Source organism: Dysgonomonas sp. UBA7630 (genome assembly GCF_002483985.1).
Taxonomy (GTDB): domain Bacteria; phylum Bacteroidota; class Bacteroidia; order Bacteroidales; family Dysgonomonadaceae; genus Dysgonomonas.
Map to the genome: position 1 here is coordinate 27,857 of NZ_DLIY01000007.1, position 17,710 is coordinate 45,566.

At 35.4% G+C, this 17,710-nt stretch carries 17 protein-coding genes; 15 read left to right on the forward strand and 2 right to left on the reverse strand.

The window, feature by feature from the left end:
- Window positions 1-3,089: DUF7149 domain-containing protein (locus tag B3P17_RS03150; protein ID WP_291103301.1), on the reverse strand; the 3,089-nt coding region annotated here is incomplete at its 3' end.
- A gap of 182 nt (window positions 3,090-3,271) precedes the next feature.
- Between B3P17_RS03150 and B3P17_RS03155 the strand changes: the two genes are divergently transcribed.
- The 15 genes from B3P17_RS03155 (at window position 3,272) to pdxB (ending at window position 17,355) form a co-directional block, all read left to right on the forward strand.
- Window positions 3,272-3,697 (forward strand): Fur family transcriptional regulator, encoded by a 426-nt coding sequence (locus B3P17_RS03155; protein ID WP_006801086.1) that lies wholly within the window; start codon window positions 3,272-3,274, stop codon window positions 3,695-3,697.
- Window positions 3,698-3,824: 127 nt separating this feature from the next.
- Window positions 3,825-4,142, forward strand: coding sequence for a DUF6660 family protein (locus tag B3P17_RS03160; RefSeq protein WP_006801087.1), 318 nt, complete (start codon window positions 3,825-3,827; stop codon window positions 4,140-4,142).
- Window positions 4,143-4,280: 138 nt separating this feature from the next.
- Entirely contained in the window at window positions 4,281-5,402 is a 1,122-nt protein-coding gene (locus tag B3P17_RS03165; RefSeq protein WP_422653387.1) for an efflux RND transporter permease subunit, read from the forward strand.
- A gap of 11 nt (window positions 5,403-5,413) precedes the next feature.
- Window positions 5,414-7,354 carry an efflux RND transporter permease subunit gene (locus B3P17_RS03170; RefSeq protein WP_291103287.1) on the forward strand — a complete coding sequence of 647 codons (1,941 nt, stop codon included), beginning with the start codon at window positions 5,414-5,416 and terminating at the stop codon, window positions 7,352-7,354.
- On the forward strand, window positions 7,351-8,604 hold the full coding sequence (locus tag B3P17_RS03175; RefSeq protein WP_006801089.1) for a TolC family protein: 1,254 nt from the start codon (window positions 7,351-7,353) through the stop codon (window positions 8,602-8,604). The genes B3P17_RS03170 and B3P17_RS03175 overlap by 4 nt, the downstream gene beginning before the upstream one ends.
- Before the next feature lie 9 nt (window positions 8,605-8,613).
- A complete protein-coding gene (locus tag B3P17_RS03180) occupies window positions 8,614-9,810 on the forward strand; it encodes an efflux RND transporter periplasmic adaptor subunit (protein ID WP_006801090.1) in 1,197 nt (398 codons plus the stop codon).
- 30 nt (window positions 9,811-9,840) lie between these two features.
- Entirely contained in the window at window positions 9,841-10,182 is a 342-nt protein-coding gene (locus B3P17_RS03185) for a P-II family nitrogen regulator (protein ID WP_006801091.1), read from the forward strand.
- A gap of 26 nt (window positions 10,183-10,208) precedes the next feature.
- Entirely contained in the window at window positions 10,209-10,433 is a 225-nt protein-coding gene (locus B3P17_RS03190) for a winged helix-turn-helix domain-containing protein (RefSeq protein ID WP_006801092.1), read from the forward strand.
- Between the two features lie 66 nt (window positions 10,434-10,499).
- Window positions 10,500-12,368, forward strand: a complete 1,869-nt coding sequence (locus B3P17_RS03195; protein WP_306540389.1) for a heavy metal translocating P-type ATPase — start codon at window positions 10,500-10,502, stop codon at window positions 12,366-12,368.
- A gap of 28 nt (window positions 12,369-12,396) precedes the next feature.
- Window positions 12,397-12,645 (forward strand): hypothetical protein, encoded by a 249-nt coding sequence (locus B3P17_RS03200; RefSeq protein ID WP_006801094.1) that lies wholly within the window; start codon window positions 12,397-12,399, stop codon window positions 12,643-12,645.
- A gap of 73 nt (window positions 12,646-12,718) precedes the next feature.
- Complete coding sequence (locus tag B3P17_RS03205; protein ID WP_006801095.1) at window positions 12,719-13,570, forward strand: phosphatase PAP2 family protein; 852 nt, start codon at window positions 12,719-12,721, stop codon at window positions 13,568-13,570.
- Between the two features lie 126 nt (window positions 13,571-13,696).
- The gene (locus B3P17_RS03210) at window positions 13,697-14,545 is read left to right on the forward strand and encodes an RteC domain-containing protein (RefSeq protein ID WP_006801096.1); all 849 of its coding nucleotides are present in this window, start codon (window positions 13,697-13,699) and stop codon (window positions 14,543-14,545) included.
- Between the two features lie 424 nt (window positions 14,546-14,969).
- Window positions 14,970-15,476, forward strand: coding sequence for a ferritin (locus B3P17_RS03215; protein WP_006841958.1), 507 nt, complete (start codon window positions 14,970-14,972; stop codon window positions 15,474-15,476).
- Between the two features lie 87 nt (window positions 15,477-15,563).
- Window positions 15,564-16,256: an ABC transporter ATP-binding protein gene (locus tag B3P17_RS03220; protein ID WP_252638437.1), complete on the forward strand. Its 693-nt coding sequence runs from the start codon at window positions 15,564-15,566 to the stop codon at window positions 16,254-16,256.
- Window positions 16,240-17,355: a 4-phosphoerythronate dehydrogenase PdxB gene (gene pdxB / locus B3P17_RS03225; protein ID WP_252638438.1), complete on the forward strand. Its 1,116-nt coding sequence runs from the start codon at window positions 16,240-16,242 to the stop codon at window positions 17,353-17,355. The genes B3P17_RS03220 and pdxB overlap by 17 nt, the downstream gene beginning before the upstream one ends.
- A 39-nt stretch (window positions 17,356-17,394) precedes the next feature.
- On the opposite strand, the gene B3P17_RS03230 is transcribed toward pdxB, so the two are convergent.
- Window positions 17,395-17,710, reverse strand: a 316-nt coding sequence (locus B3P17_RS03230) for an NUDIX hydrolase (RefSeq protein WP_414647330.1), incomplete at its 5' end; no start/stop codon positions are given.

The following is a 17,710-nucleotide window of genomic DNA, read 5'->3' on the forward strand; positions in this document are numbered from 1 at the left end:
GGTCGTATAATTTCAGCAGATTTTGAATCCTCTTTGATTAATTTTTCTTTCGTTTCGCTGTCAATTATAAACGCTTCGTTATATCCAGTTAAAACACCTCGATAAATATCGATATCCCAATCCTTCAAAGGTGTTCCAACTAACTCTATCTTAGACCTTATACTCTGTTCAAGAGAACTCAAAATTACCCAGCTTTCTACTCCAAACTCACAATTAACACTATTCTGTCTAATAAAAACGCTCAAATCTTTTATACCTTCCTTTTTGACAATACAAGCCTCTGTTTGTTGTCGGTTTTTATCCTTCTGGAACATTAAAATATTCACATCCACAGTGGCTTCATCAAATACATTAATACCTGCAAAGTCCACTAATAATACAGGATTTGTCTGCTCCACAAAATATCTGCGCATACTTTCTCCATATCCTGCACGCATCCATTTATTAGACGTAATGAATGATAAAAAGCAGTTTTTTCGAAGAATATTATTTCCTAATTCGTAGAACAAGCAATAGATATCTCCTGTACGTTCAAAGGTTTCAAATTCCATTTTTTGATAGATATCTGTTATCTCTCCCATCGACTGAAGCTGAATGTACGGTGGGTTGCCAATGATAGCGTCAAAACCAATAAAATCACCATCCTCATTTAATACTTCTGGAAATTCAATACGCCATTCAAATGCATTTTGAAATATTTTATTATTTTTGATTTCTTCAATAATAGCAGAATATTTTCCAACAGCATTTTGAGCTAAATCTATTTTCTTTTGTAAAGCTTTTTTTTCTTTGGGTGTTCGCTCAAATAAATCTGGTGCTGTTAAATCGGATAATTCTTTTTTTGCTTTAAACAAGGATTTACTATTCTTATCGTTTTTGCTAATTTCAGTTTTTAGATTAGTTTTAATCTCTTTAATAAATTGTTCTAAACGTTTTTTATCTTGCTTATTGTGGGCATTCCTATAATTATTAACAGCCTCTTTATATTCTAAAATCGATATATTCAGCCCTCGAAGAATCGGTTTTAAATTTTCGTCTAAGCCGAAACGACTAATTAATGAATTTCCACATTTGATATTAATATCAATATTAGGTAGAGTTTCTAATCTATTGGTCTTAGTTATGTAATAGGTATGTTTCAAAAGTTCGATCCATAGACGAAGTTGACAGATCTTTACAGAATTTGGATTAAGGTCAACACCAAATAGGCAGTTTTCAATTATGGTTTGCTTCTCATGAAATAATGTTTCTTGTACACGCTGACTCTCGTGATGGTGAGGGTTGTACTTGAATATACCATATTCATTATCGCTGACTATCAACTCATCATTCTCTACACTAATCTTATAGCCTCTTAATAATTTCCCTTCTCTATCCGTAAGAATACCGAGTTCTGATTTTAAATAGATCATTTCATTTAGACTTGAAACTAAAAAATGACCTGATCCGACAGCTGGATCACACAACCGAATAGAATTGAATATCTCATTCGCTTCTTTTATATCTGAGATTTTATTATGTAGATCTATGATTGTTTTGCATTCCCAACCTTTAGTCTCATTAAATTTTTGTATAACAGTGCGAGTTATAGTATCCCTACACATAAACATAGTAACAAAGCTTGGAGTAAAGAAAGAGCCATCTTTGTATCCGTTTATTTTTTCAAAGATCAATCCAAGAACAGACGCTGATATCAATGCTTTATCTTCCTCTTGTATATCTTCTGAACTTTCACTGCTAAAATCATAGGCATCAAGAAATTTCAATAAGTATTCTAAAGGAGTAAGCCTCTTATCAACTTGTCCTTTAATCTTCAATACAGATTTAGAGTATAATTCTATTTTTGCTTTATCTTGAAGTCCGCTAATCGCAATAGTATAACCCTCTAATTCCGTTGGTTCGAAAAGAGAGCTATTCAGATATGGAACATGAGAGAATTTTTCTTTTAAATTTCCATCTCGCCGCTCGTCTTCTTTGCGAGCTAATATTTGAAAGAATAAACTATTTAAATCATCATACCCTTCAATTTTATCAGTTGAAAGAAAAGAATATTTTTTATTCCCGTCGTGATATTTAATAATTTGAGCTTCTAGCAATTTTAAAAACAGGACTCGATTGACCCACGTAATGCTTAAGTCTAGAGCTACATTATATAATTGGTCCTCATAGGTGTTTCCATATTGTTTTATGTTAGATAGCATAGATAATTTATCCATCGCATCTAATTCGTTTATCGCATTTTCAATAATTGAACCATTATCCCTTTTTCCTTGAGACTTTCGAACAATAAATTTTTGAGACTTTTCTTTGACCTCTTCTAAGCCAAGTATATGTAAAAGCTCTGCATAAAACTCTTTGTTTAACTCATTATAATCTTTAGCAAAGGATAGTTTGAGTAAATGAATCGGAGATAAAAACTTATAAAGAGCAATTAGTTTTCTATCGTCCTCCTTATCCTTATTACGCATAATTTTATCATAATCCCTAATATCAAAATGAGTATATGGGATTTGATCTTTCACTTTCTCTATTTGAGGCGATGCGATCTCCTTGTAAAAGTGGTTTGTAGATGAATCATCCGAACGTTTATTTTGGAATTGTTCAAATAAGTCTACAAATTTCTTATCATCATAGAATAGTTTTTTGAAGTCTTGAGCATCAAAAATAAACCACTCGTTGATATTCGTAATAATTAAATATCGTAGTTCTAGATTCTTGTTTGCCTTACGTTCTCTGAGATAATAAAGAACCAATTCTTGAAATGCTTTAGCATTGAGGTTTTCTTTGCTGATCATTTCACTCTTGTTAGTTGGCTTCTTTACTTCTATCAAGACGCCAACAGGTGATTTAGTATCTTTCTCGTTATGAATAACTAAATCTGTTCTACCATATGTATTAATATAGTGATTGTTTTTATAGTAAACGGAATTTAGGAAATCTATAATTAGGTTTTTATGAAACTCCTCCGATTCAGTATCGTTTATTTTATCCAACAGAGAAATAAACTCTTGTTTAAACAATTCTATTTCTTTGCGATCCGGTTTTTGTTTTAAAAATGCTGGATTTAAAGCTTGTTTAGGAGTTTTCATAATATTGTATGATATATAGATACGTTTTTATTAAACACAAAAATATAACATATAAAATGTAAAGTATCCTTTTTGTTTAGAAATATGTAATGAGAGCATGTGAAGAATAAAGCCAGAAAGAGGAGGAGTTTTTTCAATAAAAGATATAACTTTATAAACTCTATATTATAAAATACTGCATTATGAACAGTCTTTTTGTAAATTTATTAGAAGAGCGGGATATAAAACCAACAGCTATTCGCATACTGGTACTAAAAGCTATGCTTGAATTTGACAGAGCATTTAGTTTGTCAGATTTAGAATCTCAACTTGACACGATAGATAAATCTACAATATCAAGAGCAATACATTTATTTCATGAGCATCAATTAATACATAGCTTCGATGATGGCTCAGGTTCTGTTAAGTATTCTGTATGTAGTCGAGATTGCCATTGCAGCATTGAAGATATGCACGCTCATTTTTATTGTAATTATTGCAAAAAGGCATTTTGCCTGGATAATATATCTATTCCCGGATTTCAATTATCACCCGTTATGCAAATAGAAAGTGTAAATCTTGTAATTAAAGGATATTGCGGCCAGTGTAATAAGCTCATTAATTCATGATATTTGTTATCTACAATCCTTTTTTCAATAAATATACAAACTTAAAACCTTTCTTTAACAAATAATAGAAGTCTGCAACTGAGTTGCATAAATTTATTTTTATATTTGTAGCATAAAGAAAAACAAAATGAGACCATTTGTCTTTATAATAAGTATTTATTTTCTGTGTCTTGCCTTGCTTCCATGCAATTGCAATATACAGACTATAGATTCTTTACAAGATAAGACAGAACAAGTTTCAACAGCTCATAGTGAAAGCGATACTGCTCAGGAAATATGTACTCCGTTTTGCGCATGTTCCAGCTTTCACAATCCCAATTTTATAGCAAAAAATAGCTTTGACCTGCGAAATATAGATAGTACTCCGGTCAAGAAGATTGCTATTTATAATGAAAACCAAACTTCATCTCATCTGGATAGTCTTTGGAGACCCCCTAAGGCTTAAAATATAACATTCTTGTATCCAATTTGATACGTCTAAAGGTAGATGTATCGTACAATCCTATTGTTATATTTTAATATTCAAATTATGTTTCAAAAACTGATTAAATTCTCGATAGAGAATAAATTGGTAATTGGAGTCATGACTGTAGCCCTCATTATTTGGGGGACTTATTCCCTGTCTCAATTACCATTCGACTCTACCCCTGATATCACCAATAATCAGGTGCAGGTCATTACTCAGGCTCCATCCTTAGGAGCACAGGAAGTGGAGCAGTTTATTACTACTCCCTTAGAAATGGCTTTAGCCAATATTCCCAAAGTTATAGAAAGAAGAAGTATCAGCCGAAGTGGCTTATCCGTTATAACCATTGTATTTAAAGAAGATGCTGACATTTATTGGGCACGTCAGCAGGTAGACCAGCAACTAAAAGAAGCGGAGGAAGTTATTCCTCAAGGAGTAGGTAAGATTAGTTTAGCTCCTATATCTACCGGATTAGGAGAGATCTATCACTATACAATACGGGCAAAAGAAGGCTATGAGGATAAATACAGTATATCTGACTTGCGTACCATGCAGGATTGGATCGTTAGAAAGCAACTCTCAGGCACAGAAGGTGTAGCAGAGATAAGTGGCTGGGGAGGTTTTGTAAAACAATACGAGATAGCCATTAATGCGGATAAACTCAATGCTGTAAATATAACAATCCCTGAATTGTATACTGCACTTGAAAACAATAACGAAAATACAGGAGGGAGCTACATTGAACAATACAGTAATCAGTATTTCATACGAGGGTTAGGTATTGTCAAGTCTTTGGAAGATATAGAAAAAATACCGATTAAAACAGTCAATGGTACTCCTATCCTTGTTCGGGATGTAGCAAAAGTACAGTATGGAAATGCAACACGCTATGGTGCTGTAACCCGAAATGGAGACGGAGAAGTTGTTGCAGGTATTACCCTGATGTTGAAGGGTGAAAACTTTCAAGAGGTAATAAAAAATGTAAAAGAGCGTATGGCTCAGGTACAAAAGAGCTTACCGGAGGGAGTCATTATTGAGCCGTTTATTGACAGGACACAATTGGTAGACAGAGTAACGAATACTATTACCAAAAACCTGATAGAGGGAGGATTGATCGTTATCTTCATTCTTGTACTTTTCTTAGGGAATTACAGAGCCGGATTGGTAGTAGCTTCCGTAATACCACTATCTATGCTGTTTGCATTTGGTATGATGCGTGTGTTTGGTNNGTTGGTGTAAGTGGAAACCTGATGAGCCTCGGAGCTATCGACTTCGGATTGATTGTGGATGGGGCGGTCATCATTGTCGAGGCCGTCTGTCATCATATAGGAGTCATGAAAGACCGATATAAAGGGAGGTTGCTGACACAGGCAGAAATGGATCAGGAAGTATTTGATTCAGCTTCTAAAATAAGGAATAGTGCCGCATTTGGAGAAATCATTATCATGATTGTTTATATTCCACTTTTCACTTTGGTCGGTATAGAAGGTAAGATGTTCAAGCCAATGGCTATGACAGTGTTCTTTGCCATATTGGGTGCATTTATTCTATCTCTAACTTATGTGCCTATGGCAAGTGCGTTGTTTTTAAGTAAGAAAACTGAGCACAAGCGGAATATCTCAGATAAGCTAATGGATAAGCTTAACAATTTCTATCGTCCTATTATAACCAAAAGCTTGAATTGGAGCAAAACTCTAATCATAAGTATGGTTGCACTGTTTGCAGTCAGTGTATTCATGTTTAATAGAATGGGTGGCGAATTTATACCTAATCTCGAAGAAGGCGACTTTGCGGCAGAAATAAGTATGGCTCAGGGAACATCCTTGTCACAGATGATTAAAAGCTGTTCTCAAGCTGAAAAAATACTCAAAGAACAGTTTCCTGAAGTAAAACAAGCCGTAAGCCGTATTGGTAGTGCCGAAATTCCAACTGATCCGATGCCTATTGAACGAGCGGATATGATGATTGCTTTAATTCCTAAAAAAGAATGGACATCAGCCAAAACCAAAGAGGAGCTGATGGAGAAGATGGAAAAAGCTATCGGAGAGATACCCGGATTAGGAGTGGAAATGACACAGCCGATACAGATGCGAACCAATGAGTTAGTGACAGGTATTAAACAGGATGTAGCCATTAAAATTTATGGGAATGACCTGGAAGTACTTAGCTCATCAGCCAATAAGATAGCCTCTTTGATAAAAAAAGTAGATGGAGTAAGTGATCCGTTTGTTGAAAAAGTTACCGGATTACCACAGGTTCAGGTTACTTATAATCGAGATCAATTAGCGAAATATGGTATATCAGTCAAAGATGCCAATATGGTACTTAAAACAGCATTTGCCGGAAATGAGGCTGGATATGTGTTTGAGGAAGACCGTAGATTTGATTTAGTATTAAGAATGGATAATGATCTGAGAAATAATATCTCTTCATTAGAAAATCTATATCTGCCCCTTTCATCAGGAGGAACAATCCCTCTTTCTCAAGTGGCTGAAATTAAATATGAAGATGCACCTGCACAGGTAACACGCGAAAATGGAGAGAGACGAATTTATGTCGGATTTAATGTCAGAGGACGTGATGTCCAAAGCACTGTGTTTGATATTCAGAATATATTAGACAAAGAATTCAAACTACCGGCAGGATATTATTATACATACGGAGGACAATTTCAAAATCTGAAAGAAGCAAAAGACAGATTGATGGTTGCCGTTCCATTAGCATTGTTATTAATACTCTTTCTTCTATATGCCACATTGAAAAGTGTAAAAGAGTCCTTGTTTGTATTCTCTGCCATACCACTTTCGGCTATTGGAGGTATCTGGGCTCTATGGTTACGTGACATGCCTTTCAGTATTTCGGCAGGTGTCGGGTTTATAGCTCTGTTCGGTGTTGCGGTATTAAATGGCATTGTTCTGATTGGGCAATTCAACATATTTGAAAAAGAAGGGATGACAAACATTCGTGAGAGAGTAATCGAAGGGTGTATGCTGCGCCTTCGTCCGGTAATTATGACTGCGCTTGTCGCATCATTAGGATTCTTACCAATGGCTTTATCTACAGGCGATGGAGCCGAAGTGCAAAGGCCTCTCGCAACAGTGGTAATAGGAGGATTATTAACTGCAACGGCTCTAACATTGGTTGTGTTACCTTCTATCTATAAAACATTTACTAAAAATAAACAGGAATGAAAACAAAAATAATAATATCGACTATTGTATTCATAACAATGACTGTTGTTTTAGCTCCGTCTTTATTTGGGCAAAATACAACAAAATCATTGGAGGAATGCATTCAATCGGCAATAGATAACAACCTGACCATGAAGTCGGGTCGTATCTCAATTGAAAGAGCAAAAGACTTGCAAGGCACAGCTTTTAATATTGATAAAACAAGCTTTTCGTTAAGTCAGGACCCAACATCAGGAGGAAGCCCTGATAATAGCATATCATTAAGCCAAAGTTTTGAGTTCCCTACAGTGTATGGTTCTCGCAGAGGCTTATTGAAAGCCGAAACGAATCTGGAACGAAGTAATTTGGACGTTACACGCAATGAACTTGTAAAAGAAATATCAGCAACATATTATCAATTGCTTTATGCAAAGGAAAATATCAAAATATTACAGGAACAGGACCGTATTTATGGTAAATTCTTATTCCTCGCCAATGCAAAGTTGAAATCAGGGGAAACAGGACGTTTGGAACAGATGAATGCTGAACGACTCTATAATGAAAACAGAATTGAGTTACAAAAGGCTGAAAAGAATTATCAGAGCATACAACTAATCTTACAACGCTGGATGAATACGGATGAGGCAGTCGAACCTGTTGAGCCGACTCTGACTGTTTTGGATGCAGTCTATCCTTTTAATGATTTCAATCCGGAGCAAACACCACTTGGAGAGGTTTATGCTAATAAAAAGATCATAAGCGAAAAGAACCTCAGTGTGATTAAACAAGGATATCTGCCCAGTTTCAATTTTGCATTGAAAAACCAGTTTCTTATAAAAGGTTTTAACCCGTATGATTTACAAAGAGAACGTTTTGACAAAGGTAATTTCATGGGATTTGAAGTAGGAATAAGTGTTCCTCTATTTTTTGGAGAACAAAGAGCCAAAACAAAAGCTGCTAAAAGAGAAGTCGAAATAGCAAGGGTTCAGCAGGAAGAGGTTATGCTTACTATGCGTAAGAATTATCAGACTTATCTGAATGAATATACCAAGGCTAAAAATGCTTTGGACTATTATTCACTTCGTGGCAGCAAACAAGCAGAAGATATAACACGGATATCACAGGTTTCATATGAAAAAGGAGAAATAGATTATGTCGAGTATATCCAGAATTTAAAGACCGCAGTAGAGATACATTTGCTATATGCAAATGCTATCAATGACTACAATCAAACAATCATTATGTTAAACTACCTGCAAGGAAATAAATAACAAAAAATTATGAAAACAATATATATAGCGATAATTGCTTTGTCTCTTATATTTTTAGGGTCATGTGGACAGAAGCCTAAAAATGAGGCTGAAAAAGAAAAAGAAGGTACAGAAGAATCTCATGGTGGCGAATCGGTAGAAGTAGAGCTAACCGAATCACAAATGAAAGCTGTGGATATTCAACTTGGCAAAATTGAACAGAGAGACTTAAATAGTATTATTCGAGTAAATGGCGAAATGGCCTTGGATCCACAGAAAAAAGCGGAGGTAACCTCTTTGTTAGGAGGGATCATCAAACAGGTAATGGTGATTGAAGGTCGAGCCGTGAGTGCCGGACAAGCTGTAGCCTATCTCGAAAATACGGAAATAGTGGAGTTGCAAAAGAATTATCTGACAACTAAAAAAGAGGCATTGATTGCCGATCAAGAATACAGAAGACAAAAAGATTTATCCACTCAAGGTGCAGGGGTTGAAAAAACTTTGCAGCAGGCAACAGCTAATTACGAGATAACTAAAGCGCAGCTAACAGGTTTGGAAAAGCAGCTAAGACAATTATCCATTAGCCCCGAACAGGTTTCTTCAGGTAATATGGTTACTCAAATTCCGATAAAAACGCCTATTTCAGGAACTGTCAGCAAAATCAATATCAGTACCGGAAGTTATGTCGATATGCAAACACCACTAATGAGTATTACCGATAATGCAGGTATACACTGCGATGTTAAAGTCTTTGAAAAAGATATTAATATGGTAAGAATCGGACAGGAAGTGGATATTACCCTCACCAACCAACCCGGTGTTAATCTGAAAGGTGAGATTTATGAAATCAACAAGTCTTTCGAAGGGGATACCAAGGCAATTATCGTTCATGCAAATATAAAAGGTAAGACAGATATCAAATTGATTCCGGGTATGTATGTTACCGGATTGATTAATGTTGGAAAACAAAAAACTGATGCTGTACCCAATGATGCCATTATCAGCAATGAAGGAAAGAAATACATATTTGTGTTAGAGAAAGAAGCTAATGAAGAAGGTGTAAAAACTTATCATTTTGAAAGGATTGAGGTATTGACAGGTATAAGCGAACTAGGATATACACAGATAACTCCGGTAAATAAACTGGAAGAGGGTGTGACTATCGTTAAAGCTAATGCATTTTATTTAGCATCTATGAGTACAGATCATGGTGAACATGGTCATTAATCTTTTTGAAACATTAAATAATAAAATCACATGAAAGAGATAAAAGCTTTTATTAAACCGTTTAAGGTTAATGATATTCTAAGAGAACTACTTTATGCAGGATTTCCAAATCTTACTGTTTCAATGGCTGAAGGCACAGGGCATTTAAAAAGTGAAGATGCTTCTTTATCCATGAATTTTGCACTTACCAATAGTAAAGTTGCGAAGATTGAGATAGTGTGTAACAATGATGATGTGGATAAAATAATTACGATAATATCAACATATGGTAAAACAGGTAATTCAGGAGACGGTATAATCTATGTCTCTGATGTTGAAAGAGCAATCAGAGTCAGAACCGGATTGCCTGATGACAGGTGGCTTCTTGATTAGTTATTAATTTTTAAAATAGAGTCAAGATGTTGAAAAATGATATTGGAATAAATGCCGGAGTAATATGGCAATTATTGTCTAATGAAGGAGCATTATCCGTAAGACAAATAGGGGAATTGACCGGATATAATGATAAAAACATATGTTTGGCATTAGGATGGTTATCTCGAGAGAATAAGATCCAGTTCATTTACAAAAATGAAATACTCTATCTTGAGTTGAATAGCTCTACGAGTGAAATGTATTATTAAATACTTATAGCAATGAATACAGAGAATAATTATAAATGCACATCTTGCGACTCTACCGAGTCGCAGATGTTTGAAAATAACTGGAAGCAGTATATCCCGGTTTCAATAAGTTTACTTATGCTACTTGTTGGTATTACGATGGATAATTTTATTCCAGATATATTTAACGGCTATCTTCGTTTAGGGTTGTATATTATAGCTTACATCCCTGTTGCCTTTCCCGTTTTTAGGGAAGCCGTTGAAACGATCAAGGAAAAGGATTTCTTTACTGAGTTTACACTTATGGGGATGGCTACACTTGGAGCTTTCATTATAGGCGAATATCCCGAAGGAGTAGCTGTAATGGTATTTTATACGATTGGTGAATTGTTTCAAGATTCGGCTGTGAATAGAGCCAAAAGAAACATTAAGGCATTGCTTGATGTACGTCCTGACACAGCAACTGTTTATAGAAATGATTCATATCAAACAATATCTCCTGAAGAAGTGGAAATTGACGAAGTTATTCAGGTAAAAGCCGGAGAGAAAGTCCCTTTGGATGGAATAATGCTTACATCATCAGCAAGCTTTAATACAGCAGCATTAACAGGGGAAAGCAAACCGAAAACTATTTCAGCCGGTGAAACTGTACTAGCAGGAATGTTGAATCTTGATAAAGTGATCGAAATAAAGGTTGCTAAAAAGTATCAGGATAGTTCTCTTGCCAGAATCCTAGAAATGGTGCAAGATGCAACTTCCCGAAAAGCAAAGACAGAGTTATTGATCCGTAAATTTGCCAAGATATATACTCCGATTGTATTCCTGTTAGCTCTCTTTATAACAGTCATTCCTTATTTTGTGGTGAGCGACTATATATTTAGCGAATGGTTATCCCGTGCATTGGTATTCTTGGTAATCTCCTGCCCATGTGCATTAGTTATTTCTATCCCATTAGGCTATTTCGGCGGAATCGGAGCAGCTTCTAAAGCAGGCATACTCTTCAAGGGAGCTAACTATCTCGATTTAATGACTAAGGTCAATACAGTCGTGATGGATAAAACAGGTACTTTGACCAAAGGTGTGTTCAATGTGCAGAAAGTTGCGTCGGTCGATGAAGATAAGCAAGAGGAATTTGTCGCTATTGTTGCTGCCATAGAGAAATTCTCAAATCATCCCATTGCTAGAGCAATTGTTCAATTTGCAAAGGATTCAGATAATTATACAGCTACAGATGTGGAAGAAATATCAGGGCATGGACTTAAAGGGATCGTAAATGGAGAAGAAGTATTGGTGGGCAATGCTAAGTTGATGCAGAAATTTAATATCTCTTATGACAGAACAATTGAATTTATAGTTGAGACTATTGTGATTGCAGCTATTAATGAAGAATATGCGGGCTATATAACAATAGCGGATGAGGTAAAAGATGATGCACAGGCTGCTATTTCAGATATGCATTTATCTGGAATCAAACAAGTTGTAATGTTGAGTGGGGATAAATCTTCCATAACGAATAATGTAGCATCCAGCCTTGGTATTGACAGTGCCTATGGGGACCTCTTACCTGAAGATAAGGTTCGTCATATAGAGGAACTGAAAACAGAAAAGAATAATGTCATTGCTTTTGTCGGAGATGGAATAAATGATGCTCCCTCACTGGCATTAAGTGATGTTGGAATAGCAATGGGAGGAATGGGGAGTGATGCTGCTATCGAAGTGGCCGATGTAATCATTCAGACAGATCAACCATCCAAAATAGCAACTTCGATTAAAATAGCTAAAGCTACAAGGCAAGTTGTCATACAGAATATAGTATTGGCATTCTCGGTTAAACTGATTGTACTTATTTTAGGTGGTTTTGGTTTGGCTACCATGTGGGAAGCGGTCTTTGCTGATGTTGGGGTCTCTCTGCTAGCAATACTAAATGCGGTCAGAATATTAAAAATGAGGTTCTGAAAGTCTTGTAACTAACACTATTATCGTCATGAGTAAAAAGAGACGTATAAGAAGATTAGCAGCAAGAAAAGAAACTCCATCAAAACTGAATCCCATTATAAAAAGATATCTTTCTCTGATAAGTATATCTATAGGTGCTTTGATGGGAATAATTGTATGGCTTATATTCTTCAGATGTAAGAGTGAACATTGTCCAAATCATTTTAATCCGATTCCATATATGGTAGTGTTTGGGTTTAACACATGGATTATAGCTAATTATATTTTCAGAAAGTAATTTTTCAAAATTTCGTTTGGCTGAACACAACTCTTTAGCTCAGCCAAGCGAATCTTATTTTTATAAAAAAACAATGAATAACATATCGGTTTGTATTGTCTTCTTCTTGCTCTTATTTCAATCGGTAAAAGCGGATACAGTAGATAATGATACACTACAAAGCAACTACCCAATCATCGATTTTTCGATTCAGGGCAGTGATATACCTTCTACTAATTTAATTTCTGTAGATACAGTCATTTCTGACAAGATAAAACCTGTAAAACAGCTTAAGTTTTCATATAAGCAATTAATTATTCCTTCGGCTTTAATTGCTTATGGTGTATTTGAAACAGCTATAGAGCATAATTATTTGCTTAACAGGCAGGTAAAGCATGAAGTAACAGAACATATTGATTCGAAGTTTACCATAGATGACATTTCTCAATATGTTCCGGCAGGAAGTGTATACGCACTGAATTTAATGGGGATAAAAGGTAAAAATAATTTTAAAGACAGAACCTTTATTCTAGGAATATCTACTCTTTTTATGGCAGCATCAGTAAATACGATAAAGTATTCAACAAAGATAGAGAGACCAGATAAATCAGCGAAAAACTCTTTTCCCTCAGGTCATACAGCGGTAGCTTTTATGGGTGCAGAATTTCTTTGGCAGGAATATAAAGATGTTTCAATATGGTATGGCATAACAGGCTACACCATTGCAACCGGAACAGGGATATTTCGTTTATATAATGACAAACATTGGTTTGCAGATGTTATTGTGGGAGCCGGACTCGGTATTCTAAGCACCAAGGCTGCTTACTGGCTTTATCCCTATTTGCAGAGGAAGTTTATGAACAAAGGTACATTTAGCAAACAAATCTCTTTTAGCCCTTTTTATAATGGAAAACAAGGAGGTCTGGCTATAGCCTTATCTCTGTAATAGCTATTGTTGGAGACATGTCCTATATGAACTAATTATAGGTTTGAGCGATTATTATGACTTATTCTTTCTTCGACTAGTCTAAAATAGGTATCTAATACATAAAAAACAGAATACAATAATACAATGGAGCAATTTATTCGCAATATAAAAGAAAATATCAATAAAGAAATTCAGCTTATTGATTCTGAGGAATGTAATATCTTTCAGAAATCTATTAGTATTATTTCATTATTGGAGTCTACATTTGATGAATTAAAAGAATTTGTTTCAAATTATACATTTAAAAGTCCGCTTGATGAAATCATCTTTTTTAAAGAGACGAAACCTCAACTTTTTAGCATTCTAATTTACCATAGAAAGATATATAATCTGGAAATGCGAATGCCCACCGGAAGTTGCATCGATCGCAAAAATTATTTAGAAGGAATTTTAGGACGCATAAAGTATTTTTTCGATAATAATGCTGACTTCTATCAATATTATCGTTCAGGAAGTACCCACCTTGATAAATATTACTTTCTAAGAGGTAAGCCAGATATTCAGTTAATACAGGATTGCTTCTACTTTGAAAGGGACTCTAAATTCTCTACGAGCTTTGATTTTAAGGTTTCGAAGATGATTGCCAATGAGAGATTAACGGTATATGTAAACAATAAACTCCTACATATTAGTAATCTCGAATCCAATATTCAAGACTCATTTAATTTGCCAAAGGCAAGACTGACATGGACTGCTAAAAAAGCAGAACTTGTTGAGCAGATTTACGCATGGGATAACGCAGGTTGTTTCAATAATGGCAATACGAATATAAAAGAGCTAGCGGAATATATTGAAACTGTTTTCAATATCAATTTGGGTGACTTCTATCACACGTTTCTGGAAATTCGAGAACGTAAAGGTAGCCGTACTTTATTTTTAGATAAATTGATAAAGCTTCTCGAAGAAAGAATGGATGGATTAGATAATAAATGAGCATGATTTTTATAAAAATACACTATATTTGTCGATAGGAAAATAACACTATTCAATAGCGGACAAAGAACAGCCAATAGCTGTCAATTAGCTTCTCCTAAAGTGTTCACCTCAAAGCGATCTGATCAAGTAAAGTATTGAATAATATATGGTTGATAGGTGTGGTTCACAAGCCCCCGCTTCCGCAAAGAAGTGACCGAATAGGTCACTTCTTTTGTTTTTTATATCTACAGGTCTTTTGTCGTTGATCCGATATTACATAATAGGTTTTTTCGATAACTCATTAATGATTATAAATAGTTTTTGAAATAATAATTATATTTTGTAATATTGCATAACATATTTGTGTATTAGACGAACTATTGAACAATTGCCATTACACAAGTGTTGAAAGAATAAACTAACATCAAAAATATCATCAATTATGTTAAGTAAAAAACTAGAAGCTGCATTAAATGCACAAATCAATGCTGAATTTTGGTCAGCATATTTATATCTGTCTATGGCTGCTTATTTTGCAGCAGACGGAAAACCGGGTTTTGCAAACTGGTTCGAAATCCAGTTTAAGGAAGAACAAGATCACGCAATGAAATTTTTCAAATACGTTACTGATAGAGGCGCAAAAGTAGAATTGAAGCCAATTGAAAAGGTGGATTTGACTTGGGAATCTCCTCTTCATGCATTTGAAGAAACTTTGAGACATGAAAAGATCGTAACAGGGAGAATCAATGACTTGGTGGCGTTGGCTAAGGAAGAAAAAGACTATGCTACCGAAAGTATGTTGAAGTGGTTTGTAGACGAACAAGTAGAGGAAGAGGCTACAGCACAAGGTTATATCGATGCGTTGAAAATGATTAAAGATAACGGTTTTGGAATCTATACAATGGATAAGGAATTGCAATCAAGATCTTATTCTCCAGTAGCAGGTTAAAAGGCAGTGTCTAAATTATAAATGTAAATCTCCCCGGAATATTCCGAGGAGATTTATTATTTTTACACAATCATAACAATTATCCATTTGATACAAATAGAACACATATCCAAAACGTATGGAGATCAGGTAGCCTTAACTGATGTGAATTTTTCGATACAGAAAGGCGATATAGTAGGGCTTCTCGGAGTAAATGGTGCGGGAAAATCTACCTTGATGAAAATTCTTGCAGGTGGTATACTTGCAGATAAGGGGCGAGTGACTTTTTCAGGAGAAGATATTCGTTCTAATCCTTTAGCGGTTAAAAAACGTATAGGGTACCTCTCGGAAGACAATCCTTTATACGAAGATATGTACGTAAAAGAATATCTGGAGTATGTTGCAGGAATCTATAATGTAGGGCACGATGCTGTTTCTCGTGTTATTGAACAAACCGGACTGGAGAAAGAGTACAAGAAAAAAATAAAGGCTCTTTCAAAAGGAAATCGTCAACGAGTTGGTATTGCTCAGGCATTGGTTCATAACCCTGAATTTCTTATCTTGGATGAAGCTACTTCCGGCTTAGACCCCAATCAACGCGAAAGTTTCAATACTCTTTTCAAGGAACTGTCGAAAGATAAGATGATACTTTTTTCTACTCATATTTTATTTGATGTAAAATCTATTTGCTCTCGTGTGATCTTTTTAGATAAAGGAAAGTTGTTGATAGATAAAAATATAGATGAAATAGATTCTATAGAAAATACATTTCATACTCTTACAAATGAAAATAATAGCTGACAAAAATATACCCTATCTCAAAGGTGTGGCCGAATATTACGGAGACGTTACTTACCTCGATGGAGCTGCTTTTACTCACAATGCGATCAAAGAGGCTGATACTTTAATCGTGCGTACTGTTACTCGCTTTGACGAAGCAATACTAAAAAATACAAATGTAAAGCTTATATGCTCCGCTACTATTGGCTATGATCATATCGACACCGATTACTGTGATGCACATGATATCGTGTGGCATAATGCTCCGGGGTGCAATTCCGGTTCAGTGCAGCAATATATCGTTTCTTCATTGATAAGAATCTCCCGCCAGAAAGGCTTTGAACTCAAAGATAAAACGATAGGTATTGTTGGTGTTGGCAACGTAGGGAAAAAGGTAGCGAAAGCTTGCGAAATGTTAGGTATGAAGGTTCTGCTAAATGACCCACCACGTCAAAAAGCCGAGCAGAGAGATTTATTTGTCAGTCTGGATGAAATAATAGATAAAGCTGATATTATCACTTTTCATACTCCTTTAACAAAGGAAGGCGAATATAAGACTTATCATTTAGCAGATACCGAGTTCTTTTTGTCTCTCAAGAGACAGCCGATTATAATAAATTCGGCCAGAGGTGCGATTGTAGATACAGCGGCTATAAAAATAGCTATAGCTAACAACCTTATATCGGGAGCAATTATCGATTGCTGGGAAAAAGAACCCGATATAGACCTTGAATACATGGAGATGGTTGATATTGCCACTCCGCATATAGCAGGTTATTCGGCAGACGGAAAAGCCAATGCAACACGTATGTCTCTAGAATCCGTTGCAGATTTTTATGGGATGAGCAAAGAGCCCCTGTCTCGCATAATAGCGCCTGATCCTGTAAACCCTATAATAGATCTCACAGGACTAAAAAACTCCGATAATCCTCTCTTTGATGCTATATTGCATACATACGACCCCATGTCTGACTTCGAAAGACTAAAAGCATCTCCTGCGACTTTCAAGCAGCAACGAAATAACTATCCTTTGCGCAGAGAGTATTTTGCTTATAAAATAAATGCTGATATTTCTTCTGATGTGAGGCAATCCCTTCTGGACTTCGGTTTTGCTGAATAATTATAAATTAATATTCTGGGTTATTTCCTTATTTTACGATTACAAATTGTTGCTCATTAACTGAATTCCAAGTCTTTCGGCTTCTTCATATTTTTTCTTGTCGAAAGAGTACAAATTGGGCGATTTGTGGGCTCCCACTTTTCGTGTTTCATTCAGTGCCTTTATAAAGCCAATAGAGAGCATTTTGCGCTGGAAGTTTCTTCGGTCTAGTTCTCTTCCTAATATTGCCTCGTAGATACTTCTTAATTCGGGCATTGTGAATTTTTCGGGTAGAAGTTCGTAACCGATAGGTATGAATCCAATTTGTTTGCGGAGGGTAGAGAGAGCGGTTTCAAAAATAATCTTATGTTCCGGG